The 16,219-nt window shown below is 51.3% G+C and carries 11 protein-coding genes and 1 pseudogene; 3 read left to right on the top strand and 9 right to left on the bottom strand.

What is annotated here, in order from left to right; genetic code table 11:
* Positions 1–62: 62 nt before the first annotated feature.
* Genes wzc through DY231_RS07735 form a run of 3 tightly spaced genes read right to left on the bottom strand, consistent with a single transcriptional unit; the run spans position 63 to position 3,817 of the window.
* Positions 63–2,231 carry a tyrosine-protein kinase Wzc gene (wzc, locus tag DY231_RS07745; protein ID WP_115627868.1) on the bottom strand — a complete coding sequence of 723 codons (2,169 nt, stop codon included), beginning with the start codon at positions 2,229–2,231 and terminating at the stop codon, positions 63–65.
* Positions 2,232–2,233: 2 nt separating this feature from the next.
* Positions 2,234–2,677, bottom strand: coding sequence for a low molecular weight protein-tyrosine-phosphatase Wzb (wzb, locus tag DY231_RS07740; RefSeq protein WP_034496653.1), 444 nt, complete (start codon positions 2,675–2,677; stop codon positions 2,234–2,236).
* Between the two features lie 6 nt (positions 2,678–2,683).
* Complete coding sequence (locus DY231_RS07735) at positions 2,684–3,817, bottom strand: polysaccharide export protein (RefSeq protein ID WP_034496656.1); 1,134 nt, start codon at positions 3,815–3,817, stop codon at positions 2,684–2,686.
* 735 nt (positions 3,818–4,552) lie between these two features.
* Here DY231_RS07735 and DY231_RS07730 point away from each other — a divergent pair.
* Positions 4,553–6,133: a TerC family protein gene (locus DY231_RS07730; RefSeq protein WP_115627867.1), complete on the top strand. Its 1,581-nt coding sequence runs from the start codon at positions 4,553–4,555 to the stop codon at positions 6,131–6,133.
* Between the two features lie 139 nt (positions 6,134–6,272).
* Here DY231_RS07730 and asmA read toward each other — a convergent pair whose 3' ends face one another.
* The 3 genes from asmA to udk all read right to left on the bottom strand — a co-directional run bounded on the left by asmA (position 6,273) and on the right by udk (position 9,509).
* The gene (gene asmA, locus DY231_RS07725) at positions 6,273–8,117 is read right to left on the bottom strand and encodes an outer membrane assembly protein AsmA (protein ID WP_115627866.1); all 1,845 of its coding nucleotides are present in this window, start codon (positions 8,115–8,117) and stop codon (positions 6,273–6,275) included.
* 23 nt (positions 8,118–8,140) lie between these two features.
* On the bottom strand, positions 8,141–8,722 hold the full coding sequence (dcd, locus tag DY231_RS07720; protein WP_034496664.1) for a dCTP deaminase: 582 nt from the start codon (positions 8,720–8,722) through the stop codon (positions 8,141–8,143).
* A 145-nt stretch (positions 8,723–8,867) separates the two neighbouring features.
* Positions 8,868–9,509 (bottom strand): uridine kinase, encoded by a 642-nt coding sequence (gene udk / locus DY231_RS07715; RefSeq protein WP_034496665.1) that lies wholly within the window; start codon positions 9,507–9,509, stop codon positions 8,868–8,870.
* A 342-nt stretch (positions 9,510–9,851) separates the two neighbouring features.
* Between udk and DY231_RS07710 the strand changes: the two genes are divergently transcribed.
* The gene (locus DY231_RS07710) at positions 9,852–13,187 is read left to right on the top strand and encodes a diguanylate cyclase (protein WP_115627865.1); all 3,336 of its coding nucleotides are present in this window, start codon (positions 9,852–9,854) and stop codon (positions 13,185–13,187) included.
* Here the strand turns inward: DY231_RS07710 and alkA are convergent.
* Positions 13,180–14,025 (bottom strand): DNA-3-methyladenine glycosylase 2, encoded by an 846-nt coding sequence (gene alkA / locus DY231_RS07705; RefSeq protein ID WP_115627864.1) that lies wholly within the window; start codon positions 14,023–14,025, stop codon positions 13,180–13,182. The genes DY231_RS07710 and alkA overlap by 8 nt on opposite strands.
* 133 nt (positions 14,026–14,158) lie before the next feature.
* Here alkA and yegD point away from each other — a divergent pair, with 133 nt between their 5' ends.
* Positions 14,159–15,517 (top strand): molecular chaperone, encoded by a 1,359-nt coding sequence (gene yegD / locus DY231_RS07700; protein WP_034496673.1) that lies wholly within the window; start codon positions 14,159–14,161, stop codon positions 15,515–15,517.
* Positions 15,518–15,547: 30 nt separating this feature from the next.
* Here the strand turns inward: yegD and DY231_RS07695 are convergent, their stop codons facing one another.
* Together DY231_RS07695 and DY231_RS07690 are read right to left on the bottom strand one after the other, a co-directional pair.
* On the bottom strand, positions 15,548–15,865 hold the full coding sequence (locus DY231_RS07695) for a helix-turn-helix domain-containing protein (protein ID WP_115627863.1): 318 nt from the start codon (positions 15,863–15,865) through the stop codon (positions 15,548–15,550).
* A 1-nt stretch (position 15,866) separates the two neighbouring features.
* Positions 15,867–16,213 (bottom strand): annotated as a pseudogene (locus tag DY231_RS07690) (type II toxin-antitoxin system RelE/ParE family toxin).
* Between the last annotated feature and the right edge of the window lie 6 nt (positions 16,214–16,219).

Here is a 16,219-nt window from a genome sequence, read left to right as displayed (position 1 = left end):
ACCCTACAGGGCGTGAAATGTAGGGCGGATAAGCAAAGCGTCATCCGCCAGCTGATGCCTGACTATTTCGCATCAGATTTATATTCGTATTCGTAGTAACCGTAATCTTCATATCCTGCCGCACGGCGGAAGATGGAGTTCAGGATCACGCCGCGCACGTTGATACCGTTTTGTTCAAAGCGGCTAAGGCTGGTTTCGACTTCTTTGAGCGTGTTCACCGCATAACGCGCCACCATCAGCGTGGTGCCCGCGTGGCGCCCGACCACAGCGGCATCGGTCACGGCGAGAATTGGCGGGGTATCGATCAACACCAGGTCATAGTTCTTGCTCGCCCACGCAATCAGCTCGGCAAAGCGCTCGCTCATCAGCAGTTCAGAAGGGTTTGAAGGCACCACACCGCGCGGAACGAGGTCGAAATTAGGTACGGAAGTTTTTTGCGCACAGCGGCTGATTTCCGCCTGCCCGGTCAGCACTTCGGCCAGGCCATTGGTGTTGGTGGTGCCGAGCAGTTCGTGGGTGTAGCCTTTACGCATATCGCAGTCGATAAGCAACACGCGTTTGTTGGTCTGGCTAATCACGGCGGCCAGGTTGGCGCAGACAAAGGTTTTACCAATCGACGGGCTGACACCGGTGAGCATCAGAACATTGTTCGATGCCTGCATCATGGCGAAGTGCAGACTGGTGCGCAGGCTGCGAATGGCTTCGATGGCGAGATCCGTGGGATTGCCCACCGCCAGCAGTTGGCTTTGTTTATTGCGCTTCGCCGCTTTCACACCGCGAACCGTGGCGTTATCACGAGATTTCTGCCATTCAGAAAGTGGAATGCTGGCGTAAACACCAATTCCCGCCTCTTCCAGCACCGCCGGGCTTTCGATGCCACGGTTGAACAGCGAACGTAGCAGCACGCCCATAATAGAAAGCATCAGGCCAAGAATAATGCTGCCGAGAATAATCAACGCCCGTTGCGGTTTAACCATTCCAGGTTGTGCAATCGCCGCATCAACAATGCGCACATCGCCCACGGTGCTGGCTTCGGTGATTTTCAGCTCTTGCTGTTTGTTCAGCAATTGCATGTAAACCTGCTGGCCGGATTCCACATCACGCGTCAAACGCACGATTTCTTGTTGGGTTTTCGGCATGGCCGTCACACGGCCATTCAGACGCGCTTTCTCATCTTCCAGCGTTTTACGTTTTTCCAGCAGCGTGCGGTACGCCGGGTGAACTTTGGTATATAGCTTGGAAATTTCGGCTTCTTTGAAGGTCAGCTCGTTAAGCTGCGCGTCAATGTTCACCATGGTGTCGAGCACAGATTTCGCTTCAAGCGACAAATCAACCGAATCTTGCTGTTGGCGATAGGCGTTGAGCTTGTTTTCAGCGGCATCCAGACGCGTGCGCACTTCTGGCAATTGTTCGGCAAGGAACTTCAGGCTTTTCGCCGCTTCTTCCGATTTGCGCTGTACGTTCTGCTCAAGATAATTGCGCGTGATGCTGTCGAGGATATCGCGAATTTTATCCCGGTCTTCACCGGTGTAAGAAAGGCTTAATACCCCGGTATCTTTGCCGTTTTCAGCGACCACCAGATTGCCCTGTAGCTGGTTAATCATGCCAAGCGTGGAATATTTGGTGACGGTAAAGGTATCGCCCACTTCAGCTTTAATCGCGCTCACGTTCATTGTGATGCCATCTTTGCTGAGGGTTTGCCCGACCTGCCCTTTGGCGCTAAATCCGTTATCACTGGTGAGCTGATATTGCGTTGAGCTAGTGACTTCGACGGTGAAGATGTTTTTGCCCTGCCCCGCAGGGAGGTTAAAAGTATCGACCACAACGGTGTCATTTTGGCGACCCTGCAAGCGGTCCCAACCCGCGCCCAATAACCAGAAACTGTTTTTCTCCACCGCAATATCAAGGTTGAGATCGTCAACCGTTTTACCTAAAACCAGGCGCGATTGAATCAGCTGCATTTCCGCAGCAGATGCTGGCGGTTTGTTTGAGAGCGCGGAGCTGATGTCATTAACCAGCGAGTTACCGGCGTTTTGTTCAATTTGCACCAGCGCATCGGCTTTATAGATGGGTGTGGCAAACATCGCGTAGACGGTGGCAAGAATGGCGAAGACGGCGGTGATCCCCAAAACCCACCAGCGGGCTTCGAGAACCGTGCCAAACAATCGGCCAATATCAATTTCGTCATTGCCCTCAGTCGGGGCGCTCGGACGGCGTGATTTTTCTGTCATTGTTATCCCTGATGAGCGTTGAGTGCGTTAGCCCATTTCTGAGCGCTCTGGTCCAGAAGACCGTAAACCGCTTCAAAAGCGTCGTGGCTTTTGCGATACGGATCGGGAATTTCCCGCTCCGCATCCCAGTGACCGAACAGCATCACTTTGCCGCGCATCTCTGGAGCCATTTCGCAAATTGCGGAGATATGGCGTTTTTCCATGGCGAGGATCAGGTCGTATTCGCGGCACATTTTTCCGGAAACCTGCTTCGCACAATGCCCCTCAAGCGAGAGGTTGTGTTGCTCGGCCACGCGGATTGCGCCCACATCCGCCCCTTTTCCCACCAGCGCCCCAAGCCCTGCGGAAGTCACAGTAAGCTGCGGATGGTAATTCTTTAATAACCGCTCAGCGGTTGGGGAACGGCAAATATTCCCCACACAAACAACCAGAATTTTGTTGAACATAGCGCGTTACCAGGTATGGATATCTTTGGCGGTATCCGTCATATAACGAACGCCACTGATGGTTGGCAGCAGTTGGTTGATCAGGCGATTCCAACGCGTGACTGGTGCGGTGGTCACATACACCACGTCGTAAGGTTGCAGCTGGAATTCGGTGCCCATCACCAGCGAGGTCGCATCGGACATATCAAGCTGATAAATGTTGGCGATTTTGCCGCCCTGCTTCTCTTTGATTGGGCGAATAACGAAGATGCCGCTGGCGTTGGATGAGGTCATATCCAGACCTTCAGCCTGGCCGAGCGCTTCGGTCAGCGTCATGCCGCTGAAGTCCATTTTGAGGGTGGTTTGTTTCTTCACTTCACCCATCACGAACACTTTCAGGTCGTCATTGCGCGGCACGAATAAAATGTCGCCTGGGTACAGAAGATGGTTCTGGCTCAGGTCGCCGTTTTGCATCAGGGCTTGCAGAGAAATGCGCTTTTCCTGGCCGTTGTGCGTCAGCACCACGTTGCGCCAGTCGGCAGCATCGGTCAGGCCACCTGCGGCATTGATCGCATCCAGAACGGTGAGCGGGACGTTAGTAATCGCCTGTTGCCCTGATTTGTTGACCTGGCCCGAGACGTAGGCTTTTTGCGATCTGAACCCAGCGATATTAACGTCCACCTGCGGGTCTGCGATGTACGTCGCAAGGCGGCTGGTAATATCACTACGAATTTCAGAAAGGGTTTTACCCGTGACTTTTACTTTACCGACATACGGATAGAACATCGTGCCGTCAGACTGTACCCAGTTACCGGCATCGCTTGAGCTACGATATTGGCCCGCAGGCGTGGTGAGTTCCGGGTGATCCCAGACGGTGACGTTCAGCACGTCGCCTGGCCCCACGCGATATTGGTACGCAGCGATTTCCTGGTCGAGAGACATATTTGGCTGAGCGACCGCAGGGCGTACGCGTAATTGTTCAACCAGACGCGGCGTTAACGGATAAACGTTAACCATGCGATCCAGATTGAAGTCTGAATCCTGTTGCTTGATAACATCTTTCCCCATCGTAGACATATTGCTACCGGGGAGCACTGTGCAACCACTCATAAGGGTTACTGACACCAATAAAGGCATCAATTTAAGTTTGTATTTTATCATTGAGTATTTATCACTATGGCAGAGTAATTATCCTGAGCGAATAAAATAAGTGACTCGTTAGGTATTTGAATGAGGTCTGAATGTAAACCTGGTTGCCGCAGAAATATCTGGCATCAATCCTAAAAAAACTCTTATTTCCCGACATCCTATTGACAGAATAATTGAGGCTTATTCTCTGGCCTTCGGGCATGCTACCGCCCCTGGCTTACAGTCACCAACCTACTGAAAAAAGACAAGTTATAATGGGTAATCGTTACAGAAATTAAATTCAAAGAATTATCTTAGAAAATAAACCCTGCGGTGCCAGGTTAAATATCATGGCTTCAGCGAATATAAAAAATACATCTAATATCAGACACCGATATCGATTGTTACAGCTAACCCTATATCAGGCAAGGTTCCGCAGAAGGAGAACCTGACTTTTAAGATTAGTATTAACAGCACATTTACACGCGTTTAGGATTTTCTTTATATTGACAGAAAATTAATAAGTGATACGCCACAGTGGAATATACAGAACTATCTCATGTGATTTTTAATATAAGAAAAAGCAATTGCCTTTTATTTAGCAAAATAATTAATTATTTACCCTGGTGATTAAGTGGAATTAAACGAGGCAGGCACAAGAATTCGGCATGAATGGATTATTCCCGCATCTGGCATTGCAATTTCCCCAGTGAGTATCCATCATTTCATTGTGACATTTGTCATCTTTAATGAGGTACTGACCGGCGTATGGAATGGATTGTCGACCCCTCAATCTGGGCAGGACTGGTGACTCTGGTCGTTATTGAATTGGTTCTGGGTATCGATAACCTGGTGTTTATCGCCATACTTGCCGAAAAACTTCCCCCGGCTCAGCGCGACCGTGCTCGTGTCACGGGGCTGATACTGGCGATGTTAATGCGTTTGCTGCTGCTGGCTTCTATCTCCTGGCTGGTAACGCTGACCCGCCCGCTGTTTCATCTCGGTGAACTGGCATTCAGCGCCAGGGATTTAATCATGCTGTTTGGCGGCCTGTTCTTGTTATTCAAAGCTACCGTTGAGCTAAACGAACGCCTTGAAGGTAAAGACAGCGAATCCCACTCGCAGCGAAGGGGCGCACGCTTCTGGCCGGTGGTGGCGCAAATCGTCGTTCTCGATGCGGTATTTTCTCTCGACTCGGTGATTACCGCCGTGGGGATGGTCGACCATTTGCCCGTCATGATGGCCGCGGTCATCATCGCCATTTGCCTGATGCTGCTTGCCAGCAAAGCCCTGACGCGCTTTGTGAACAATCACCCAACCATCGTGATTTTGTGCCTGAGTTTCCTGTTGATGATTGGCTTTAGTCTGGTGGCTGACGGTTTTGGCTACCATATTCCGAAAGGCTATTTGTACGCCGCCATTGGTTTCTCGGTGATGATTGAGAGTCTGAACCAGCTCGCCATTTTCAATCGTCGCCGCTTCTTATCAGCCGACCAGTCATTGCGCCAGCGCACCGCCGAGGCTGTTTTACGTCTGCTTAACGGGAAAAAGGAAGAAGCGGAACTGGATGCGCAAACGGCATCGTTGATTGCTGACCACTCGCAACAGGATGAAATTTTTGAGCCTCAGGAACGGTTGATGATTGAACGAGTGCTCAATCTGAACCGGCGTACCGTCAGCAGCATCATGACCTCGCGCCATGACGTCGAGCACATCAAACCTGGCGATCCAGAGGAACAAACGCGCGCGTTGCTGGATAAAAATCAGCATACCCGCGTGGTCATTAGCGGTGAAGGCGATGAAATTTTAGGTGTGGTGCACGTCATTGATTTGCTCCAGCAGTCGTTGAAGGGCGAGCCGCTTGATCTTGAGGCATTGATTCGCCAGCCTCTGATATTCCCGGAAACGCTGCCGCTGTTGGCCGCGCTGGAACAGTTTCGCAATGGACGCACGCACTTTGCCTTTGTGGTCGATGAATTTGGTTCCGTCGAAGGTGTGGTGACATTAAGTGACGTGATGGAGACCATCGCCGGTAACTTGCCTAATGAAATCGAAGAGATTGACGCGCGCCATGATATCCAGAAAAACCCGGATGGCACCTGGACGGCCAACGGGCATATGCCGCTTGAGGATTTAATTCAGTATGTGCCGCTGCCGCTTGATGACAAACGTAACTATCACACCATCGCCGGTTTGCTGATGGAGTTGCTGCAACATATTCCGGTTAACGGTGAAGCAGTCCAGGTGGGGGATTTTCTGTTGCGCACGCTGCAAGTGGAAAGCCACCGGGTGCAGAAGGTGCAAATTGTGCCGCTCGAGGATGATGAAGAGATGGATTACGAAGTGTAAAACAAAAGAGAGAACCTTTCGGTTCTCTCTGAGGGTGATGACAAACCCGTCGTAGGTCGAATAAGCGCCAGCGTCATCCGACAAAATCCGACATACAAGGTGGATGACGCCTACGGCTTATCCCCCCTACAAAACAACGCTACAGATTATTTAGCAACTCTTTCACATCTTTCGATTTACTGCTGTCTTTGTGCTTATCCAGCCAGTCATTCAACCGACGTTTCGCTTCGCCCTGCAACTGTTTGCGCAGTACCTGATCCACTTGCAAAGAGTAATTCAGCTTCTGCCACGGGCCATAAACCCGAAGCGGAATAGGCGTGGTTTTCAGCACCTCAATCAGCTTGCTTTCGCCTTCCCAACCGCCCAACACAGTGACGTTAAATCGCGTATCGCACTGCTGCTTAACCAGGTCGAGCGTCCCTTTGCCAGTAAGCTCTAGCACCGAGGATTTACCCGACATCTTGTCGAGCGTCAATTGACCGTTATCGAGGCTCGCCTGCGCTGCAAAACTTTCAAGCGTGGTGACGTTGTCATAGTTTTGCTGGGCCTGCACATCGCCATTACTGCGGGCAACGGCCTGCTGAATCATTTGCTGGAAGTTCATCCCCTGCATTGTGGTATTCGACATGGTGATGTTCGCATCGCCCTGCCAGCTGCGGCGGAATGCATCAGCATTGAGTTTGTCACCGCTAAACTCGCCATCCATCGACAGCAAACCGGTCAAAGCAATCGGATAATCGAACGCAGTGAGGATCGGCCCAATTTCGATGTCAGTTACTTTCGGATTGAAGTTTAAACTCGGCTCGTTTTTACGCGCATCCAGAACGCCCGGGAATGACATGCTGCCTTTGCCAAACTTGCCCGCCAGCTCTGAAAGGTTAAGCAAGCCATACTGGTTAGTCATTGCCGACTGAACATCGGTGAAGTCCAGCCCGCGCCAACGCACATTACCCGCAGCAATTTTCACCTGTGCGCTGAAACCGCGCAGGCTCTGATAACTGTTATCGTCTACGCCGGAGGCAATCACCGGGCGTGGCAAACTGCTTTGCTGTTGCGCCTGCTGCACGACTTTGGTGCTGGTTACGGCATTCTCAGCAACCAGAGCATCAAGATTCAGTTTACTGGAGCGCAGATCGAGCTGCCATTGAGGCTTATCTTCGAGCACTACACGCCCGTTACCCTGCAGGTCACTATCGTTAGCCGTCAGTTGCAGCTGGCTGAATTCAAGAAGATGTTGCGGATCAGACCAACTGGCAGCGAAGGTCGCACTCCCGGCGATGCCACTGACCGGAAGGTCGGCACCGCGTAACTGGTAATCCAGTTTCGAGATATTCGCCGTGAGCTGTTGAGGGTAATTACTGGCGTCGAGGTCAGCCACCAGAGAAAAATTCAGGTCGCGCTGATCGCGATTAATGCGGCTGCTCAGTTCAATGTGCGCCTGCTTCCTGTCATTTTGTTCCATTTGCAGATTGATATTGCGCACGGTGATTTGTTCATCGCCGTCATGCTGGAACACCAGCACACTATCGGCAACTTTTAACTTCGCAATATCAAACGACCAGCCACGGTCTTCACCTGGCGGGGTAATGCCGGTTGATGGCCCAACGGGTGCATCTTTGGGACGACGCTCTTCAGTTTGCGGAGTCAGTTGAATCACCGCACCTTTGAGCATCACCTGCTGGACTTTCAACTGATGGGATAACAGCGGAACTAAAGCCACGTCGAGGCGCATGTTATCGGCACTGACCAACGGCTGGCTTGCCCCTGGTGCGGTCAGCGACATACGCCCTGATAAAATACTGAGCTGCGGCCAGACATGCCAACGCAGCGGCCCATCCAGATGAAGCTGATAGCCACTACGGGTTTCAACCTGGCGCACCATATATGCACGAAAATCATTGGGATTAACCAACAATACCAACGCAGAAAGGCCGGCCACCAGCACGACCAGCAATATCATCAGCGTGGTTATAAATCGTTTCATACAGCCCTCATACAGATGGGAACTCAGTCCTTATCAATACGGCTTGCAACCGCACCTTGCTGATCGCGATACTTTGCATCCTGACGGCTGTTGTAAGGACGTGCAGCCGGGCCAGAAAGTGGTTCAAAGCTTAGCGCACCAATCATCATACCAGGACGTAAAGCCAAAGGCAGTTTACCGGAATTAAAGAACTCCAGTACGATGCAACCATGCCAGCCTGGGTCGATGCGGTGAGCCGTAACGTGAACCATCAAGCCTAAACGCGCTAAAGATGAACGGCCATCCAACCAACCGACTAAATCAGCAGGAATGGTCACGGACTCAAGCGTTACCGCTAAAGCCAGTTCGCCTGGGTGCAGATAGAAAGCATCACCTTCGCGGAGAACAATTTCGTCACTCATCACGCGCTCTAATGCTTCGCTCACTTCATCTTTAGGTCCGCTTAAGTCGATAAACGGAGCAGTATGGCCGCTGAAAGTACGGAATTTATTCCCCAGGCGCACATCTACGGTAGCACCGCTAATGCGTTCAACTGGAGGACGAGGGGTAATCGTTAAGCGCCCGTCATCAAGCCAGGCCTCTATATCGCGGTCACACAAACGCATTTCAGATGCTCCTTATCTCAAGCTCAGTTTTGTTTACCCTGCCACAGCGCGGCGCAGATAGCCACGCAACGACGGGTAAATAGCGGGATTTCATGATACCCGTCGTCTTTCACATTGCAGGTGCGGTGGTTTTTACGCCTGGAGATTACTCAAAGAACTGACTGATTTTCGCCTTAAGAATATCGATGGCAATACGGTTTTTACCCCCGCGCGGCACGATGATATCGGCATACTGCTTAGAAGGCTCAATGAATTGCAAGAACATCGGGCGAACGGTTTTCTGATACTGAGCCATAACGGAGTCCATGGAGCGGCCACGTTCATTAACGTCACGCTTCATGCGGCGCATCAGGCAAATATCCAGCGGCGTATCAACAAAAATGGAGAAGTTCATCTCTTCGCGCAGACGGGCATCCGTCAGCAACAAAATCCCTTCCAGAATGATGACCTTCTTCGGCATTAAATGAACCGTGTTACCCGTGCGGGTGTGTTCCACGTAGCTGTAAACCGGGAGTTCAATTGGGTTTCCGGCTTTAAGCATTTGCAGGTGTTGGAACAACAAATTGTGATCCATCGCGTTAGGATGGTCATAGTTGGTCTTAACTCGTTCTTCCATCGAAAGATGGCTTTGGTCTTTGTAGTAACTGTCTTCTGGAATGACACCAATGTGTTCATCACCAACCTGATCGCGCAGTTCGCGATACAGTGTGCTGGCAATAAGACTTTTTCCTGAAGCCGACGCACCGGCTATCCCGATGATGACGCATTGATGGGACTTGTCAGTCATGTTGTAACGAGCCTTGTTGACTTAAATGTTGAGGAAGGGGGACGCAGATGCGTCAAACGCGGCAATTATAGGGAGATCCGCCCGCTGATACCAGAGTAATGCACGTTGGCGGGTGATTTTAGCTTTCAGGGTTAATCCAGCAATGCCCTTCCAATTACAGGGACAATTATCAAACGGTGAAAATAAGTATGTCTAATATCACTTTTTATTACCTCTTAATGTTAAATTATGACCAACCGACATAGGAAATGTAAATTGTTTGTACTAGCATAAACCGAAACTTATCTTTTTATTTGCATCCGGGCATGGCACCTGGCGGCACGCCTTAACGGATTTGCGGTAATGATCAAACAAAACACAAAAGAATTAATCGCAATGCCTTCCTTCGTACTGCCAGTGGGATTAGGGTTTCTCAGCTTTATATTTACCCTGTATTCACTCGAATTATCCCTGGTTGGAACTGTTTTAGCACCGCTTTGGTTCCCGACATCTCTCATGATGGTGGCTTTATTCCGCAATTCATTCCGTCAATGGCCCATGGTTATTGCGGTTTGCGCCGTGGGGAGTTTGTGCGCCTCAGCAGTATTATTTCCCCTAAACGAAATTAATTTGGGCTATACCGCCATCAATATTATTGAAGCGGTGCTTGGTGCAACATTAATGCGCCGCCTGCTGCCACAGCATAACCCTCTGCAAAATTTGCATAATTGGGTTCGGCTGGTGATATGCAGTGCCGTCATCCCGCCGATTGTTGGCGGTATATTGGCGGTATGGTTAGCCGGACCTGATGGCGGAAGCGTTGCCAAAACTTTTTTCGTCTGGATGCTATCCGAAACGATCGGCAGCCTAGCCCTGGTGCCCACCGCGTTATTGTTTAAACCCAGCACCCTTTTACGCCATAAAAATCCAAAATTATTATTAGAAACCCTATTCACTTTTGTCATTACCCTGACGTTAAGTTATCTCGCCCTGCGTTATATGCCGTGGCCATTTACCTTTATTATTGTTTTCCTGATGTGGAGCGCTATTCGCCTGCCCCGCCTCGAAGCGTTTATTGTTTTCCTTGGCACGCTGATGGTGGTCTCATTAATGATGGCAACCAACAGTCACATCGACATGCAACAACCCCACACAACTGTCATGAATAACGCACCGTGGCTGCCGTTCCTGATGATTCTATTGCCTGCCAATGTGATGACCATGGTGATGTACTCATTTCGCGAAGAGCGTAAACACATCACCGAAAGCGAAGCACGTTTCCGTAATGCCATGGAATATTCCGCTATCGGTATGGCGCTGGTTTCGACCGACGGGCAATGGTTGCAGGTGAATAAATCGCTGAGTAAATTCCTCGGTTACACCTCAGATCAACTCCGTTCGCTCACCTTCCAGCAAATTACGCACCCGGAAGATTTACACGCCGACTTGCACCAGCTCAATATGTTGGTCAGCGGCAGTATCAATAGCTATTCGATGGAAAAACGTTACTACACCAGCAAAGGTGATGTGGTGTGGGCGCTGCTGGCGGTTTCCATTGTGCGAGATATTGACGGCACGCCACTCTATTTAATCGCCCAAATCGAAGACATTAACGATCTCAAGCACACCGAATGGGTGAACAAACGCCTGATGGAGCGCATCACGCTGGCCAATGAGGCCGGCGGTATCGGTATCTGGGAATGGGATCTTGGGACTGACGTGATCAGTTGGGACAAACGTATGTTTGATCTCTATGAGGTTCCGGCGCATCTGAAACCCACCTACGCATTGTGGCTGGAGCGTATTGTCGCTGATGATGCGCCTGCGGCTGAGAAAACGGTGCGCGATGCCTTGCAGGCTCGCGTGCCATTTAAGATGGAATATCGCATTCATGTCAAAGAAGGCATTCGCCATATTCGATCGCTTGCCAACCGCGTACTGAATAAAAATGGGGACGTCGAGCGCTTGCTGGGCATCAACATGGATATGACCGAAGTGAAACAGCTGAACGAAGCGCTGTATCAGGAAAAAGAGCGTCTGCACATTACGCTGGACTCGATTGGCGAAGCGGTGATTTGTACTGATGTGGATATGAATATCACCTTTATGAATCCGATCGCCGAAAAGTTGAGCGGCTGGCCGCAGCAGCAAGCGATTGGTCAGCATATTCTGGCAATCCTGCACATTACCTTTGGTGACAACGGCCCGGTAATGGAAAACATTCATAGCGGTGATTATTCCCGCGCGACGATTGAACACGATGTGGTTCTGCATTGCCGCAACGGTGGCAGCTACGACATTCACTACAGCATCACACCGCTGACCACACTTGATGGGCAAAGTATTGGCTCGGTGCTGGTTATTCAGGACGTCACCGAATCCCGTAAAATGCTCAAGCAACTGAGCTACAGCGCCTCACACGATGGGCTGACGCACCTGGCAAACCGGGTCAGCTTTGAAAACCACCTTAAACGCCTGCTGCAAAGTGCCGGAGAAAATCGTCAGCGCCACGCGTTAGTGTTTATTGACCTCGATCGCTTTAAAGCGGTGAACGATAACGCGGGTCACGCGGCGGGCGACGCGCTGTTGCGCGAGCTTTCGTCTTTGATGCTCAGTATGTTACGCACCGGCGATTTCCTGGCGCGCCTGGGCGGCGATGAGTTTGGGCTGCTGCTGCCGGATTGTTCGGCTGACAATGCGCGCCATATTTCGGAACGGATTATCCAGAGCATCAATGATTACCACTTTACGTGGAACGGGCGTTTGCATCGCATTGGTGCCAGCGCCGGGATCACGCAAATTGATGCCGATAATCGCCTGGCATCAGAGGTGCTTTCCCAGGCAGATATCGCCTGTTATGCCTCAAAAAATGGTGGCCGTGGCCGGGTAACAGTCTTTGAATCTTCCCAACATGACATCCGTAAAGATGGCCAAAACATCACCCTTGCCGAGCAAAAATCTATCATCAATGATAACCCGATCTTGATGATTGCCCTTGGCGTAGCACCTCCGCGCATCCCTGAGACAACCAGCTTCTATCTGCTTTCGCTGCGCTTCTGGGGTAACGACGGCGTGGTCATTGACGAGAAAACGTTCCGCGCAGCCGTCACCGACGCTGAGTTGCACTGCGCGCTCGATCTGCGGATCTTCAACGAATTCTTCAGCAAGTTTTCTCAGTCCGTAACCAACAAAGGCTTTGGCGTCGCCCTTGCCCTCTCCTCTCATAGCCTGGCGTGTGACAAGGTCGTTGACGAATTGCTGGTGCTGTTCACACGAAGCACGCTCCCAACCCGCTTGTTGCATCTGATGGTGCATTGCGAAGTGCTACAGAACGACGATGAAAAAATCGAAAGAAACCTGCAAAGGCTGCATGACAGCGGCTGTCAGTTGATTCTGAGCCATGTGGGACGTGACCTGGATATCTTTAAACGTGTTGCGCGCCAATACTTCAGTTACATCATCGTCGATGAAGAACTGATTCAGAACGTGCATTGCAACCTGATGGACGAAATGATGGTGACGATTATTCAGGGTCACGCGCAGCGCCAGACGCTGCAAACTATCGCAGGCCCGGCGGATATCCCGATGGTGATGGATACGCTGTCAGGAATTGGCGTCGATCTGATATTTGGTGAAGCAGTCACTCAACCGTTGCCACTTGAGATGCTGCTCAATTCGAGTTACTTCGCCATCAATTGACGGGAACCCAGCCCTCGCTATACCAGATATGCAACAGCGCATAGGAGCGCCACGGCTTCCAGCGCTCCGCATAACGGCGGATTTGCGCGGGCGTCATACCAGGGAAGCGTTGCTTAATCAGGTAATCATCAGGCAAGAAAACATCTGAGGCTTGCCAGCCCCGTAGCGCAATGTAGTTTGCCGTCCAGCGCCCAATACCCGGATAGGTCGTTAATGCTTTCACGCCACTCTCCACATCGACAGGGCTGTGAAGCGGGAACTCGCCATTCACCATGAGTTGAGCAAGATGAATAATGGCTTCGCCTCGCTTTAACGGCATTCCGAGCTGTTTTAGCTGCTCAGGTTGTAACGCGGCCAGCTTTTGGGGCGTGGGAAAAACAAACCACTCAGGATTTTCCACCAGCGGTTCGCCAAAAGCCTGCGCCAGTTTACTGGTAAGTTTCGCCGCCATCGCCACACTGACGAGCTGCCCCAAAATCGCACGAATAGATTGCTCGAAAGTGTCCATACAACCCGGCAAGCGCAAACCGGGACGCGCCGCCGACAAATCCCCCAGGCTCTCCAGAATGGTATGCGGCTGACATTCGAGATCCAACAGTTGCTTTACGCGTTGCAAAACCTCATCTGCAACGGCCTGCAACCCTTCAGTTAACGTCACATTGAGTGTGCAGGTGGCTTCATCAGGTTCCAGCGTGAGCAGACCCTGATGATCCCCCAAAGCAAAGCTGCGGCAATAACGCTCTTCGGTGACAATCTCTATGCCGTTAACCGCACGCCCGGCAAGAAAACCAAACATCCACTTCCAGTCGTACGGCGGGTTGTAGCTCAGTTGATACATTCTCAAATCCTGTCATTTCGCGTTGGCATAGCATAGGCTTACCTTTTGAATAATGCCTTGCTTTGATATTCGGTTGCCGGATGCGTCACATTCCGCTAAAGTCGCCCCCCTTCTTCACCGGCATGGGGATTTTATGCAATTTATAGGCTTCGATTATGGTACTGCAAACTGCTCTGTGGCAGTGATGCGCGATGGTGTCCCGCAGGCGCTGGAGATGGAAAACGGCTCGACGCTGCTTCCTTCAATGTTATGCGCCCCGACGCGTGAGTCAGTCAGTGAATGGCTGTATCGCCATCATGAAGTCCCGGCTACCGGCACTGAAACTCAGGCATTGTTGCGCCGCGCAGTCTCCTTTAATCGCGATGAAGACATCGACGTCTTGCCAGGCAGTGTGCAATTCGGGTTGAGTTCCCTGCGCCAGTACATGGAAGATCCTGAAGAAGTTTACTTCGTTAAATCACCAAAATCTTTCCTCGGTGCCACGGGCTTAAAACCGCAGCAGGTCGCCGTGTTTGAAGATTTGGTTTGCGCCATGATGTTACACATTCGCAAACAGGCACAAAGCCAGGTTGCCGAGCCGATTACCCAGGCCGTGATCGGCCGCCCGATAAACTTCCAGGGCTTAGGCGGCGATGAAGCAAACCAACAGGCGCAAGGTATCCTTGAACGCGCTGCACATCGCGCAGGTTTTAAAGACGTGGTGTTCCAGTTCGAGCCCGTCGCCGCAGGACTTGATTTTGAAGCGACGTTAACCGAAGAAAAACAGGTGCTGGTCGTCGATATCGGCGGCGGGACAACCGACTGTTCAGTGTTATTGATGGGGCCGCAATGGCGCGCTCGTCGCGACCGTGAACAGAGTTTGCTCGGCCACAGCGGTTGCCGCGTTGGCGGTAACGATCTCGACATTATGCTGGCGTTTAAGCAGCTTTCTCCGTTATTGGGGATGGGTGGCCAAACCGAAAAAGGTATCGCGCTGCCGGTATTGCCGTGGTGGAATGCGGTGGCAATCAACGACGTGCCTGCACAAAACGATTTCTACAGCAGCGCCAACGGTCGCATGCTAAACGAGTTGGTACGCGATTCGCGTGAACCCGAGAAAGTAGCATTCCTGCAAAAAGTGTGGCGTCAGCGACTCAGTTATCGCCTGGTGCGTGCTGCTGAAGAGAGCAAAATTGCGCTGTCCGACAGCAAACAAGTCGCCACTATGCTGCCATTTATCAGCAAGGAACTGGGTTGCGAAATTACCCAACCAGAACTGGAAATGGCGATTAGCCAGCCGCTGCAACGCATCATGGAACAAGTCACGCTTGCGTTGGAAAACAGCGCCGTGAAGCCTGATGTCATTTATCTGACCGGGGGAAGTGCGCGTTCGCCGCTGCTTAAGCACGCTCTGGCACAGCAATTACCGGGCATTCCATTAGCCGGGGGCGATGATTTCGGCTCTGTAACCGCAGGCCTGGCCCGCTGGGCTGATGTGGTGTTCCGCGATTAATCAATGCGCCGTGGGGAAACTCACGGCGTTTTAAATACTGAGTTGTTTCACCCCGTCCGGGAACTCTATGTGTAGCGAAAGTTTACCGCCCAACGCCTCGATATAGCGCTTTAGCGTCCCTAGTTTGACTTCATTACCACGCTTTTCAATCGCAGTGACGGCGGGTTGGCTAATACCCATGACTTCGGCCAGTTGCTGCTGCGACCAGCCTTTTTGCTCCCGCATCATATGCAGACAGCATTCGAGAATCAGCTCCTGAGTTCCTTCGGCCACCCTTTTTTGTCTTTCTGGCGAGAGAGTCGCAACGATCTCATCGAGCGTTCTGTAGCCTTTGTTATTACTTTTCATATTACTTCTCCTGCGACTTCAACCAGGCCATAAACTCTTTGTCGGCAAGACTCGTCATGGATTCGTAGAAGCGCTTATTTTTCGATTTATCCCCGGCGCACAACACAATGGCTCGGCGGGAAAGGTCAAAAGCATACAATGCGCGAATGGGCCTGCCACAATGCTGCACTCTCAGCTCTTTCATATTTTTGAAACGCGATCCTTTTATCGTATCTGCGTAGGGCGTGACAAACCTGGCCCCAAAAATTGCAAGTTTCCCAATGCGTGTAACATGCGATCCTGGATTTCTTCTCTTTGTTCATCAAACCACTCATCGAAACACCGGGTTGTAAAAACCGTCCATGTCATACATTC

The sequence above is a fragment of the Buttiauxella agrestis genome (assembly GCF_900446255.1).
GTDB classification, from domain to species: domain Bacteria; phylum Pseudomonadota; class Gammaproteobacteria; order Enterobacterales; family Enterobacteriaceae; genus Buttiauxella; species Buttiauxella agrestis.
This window is presented reverse-complemented; position numbering and strand designations above follow the sequence as displayed.

Coding starts and splice junctions, on each gene's coding strand:
- wzc (WP_115627868.1), bottom strand. CDS start 2,231: ATGACAGAAAAATCACGCCGTCCGAGCGCCCCGACTGAGGGCAATGAC.
- wzb (WP_034496653.1), bottom strand. CDS start 2,677: ATGTTCAACAAAATTCTGGTTGTTTGTGTGGGGAATATTTGCCGTTCC.
- DY231_RS07735 (WP_034496656.1), bottom strand. CDS start 3,817: ATGATAAAATACAAACTTAAATTGATGCCTTTATTGGTGTCAGTAACC.
- DY231_RS07730 (WP_115627867.1), top strand. CDS start 4,553: ATGGAATGGATTGTCGACCCCTCAATCTGGGCAGGACTGGTGACTCTG.
- asmA (WP_115627866.1), bottom strand. CDS start 8,117: ATGAAACGATTTATAACCACGCTGATGATATTGCTGGTCGTGCTGGTG.
- dcd (WP_034496664.1), bottom strand. CDS start 8,722: ATGCGTTTGTGTGACCGCGATATAGAGGCCTGGCTTGATGACGGGCGC.
- udk (WP_034496665.1), bottom strand. CDS start 9,509: ATGACTGACAAGTCCCATCAATGCGTCATCATCGGGATAGCCGGTGCG.
- DY231_RS07710 (WP_115627865.1), top strand. CDS start 9,852: ATGATCAAACAAAACACAAAAGAATTAATCGCAATGCCTTCCTTCGTA.
- alkA (WP_115627864.1), bottom strand. CDS start 14,025: ATGTATCAACTGAGCTACAACCCGCCGTACGACTGGAAGTGGATGTTT.
- yegD (WP_034496673.1), top strand. CDS start 14,159: ATGCAATTTATAGGCTTCGATTATGGTACTGCAAACTGCTCTGTGGCA.
- DY231_RS07695 (WP_115627863.1), bottom strand. CDS start 15,865: ATGAAAAGTAATAACAAAGGCTACAGAACGCTCGATGAGATCGTTGCG.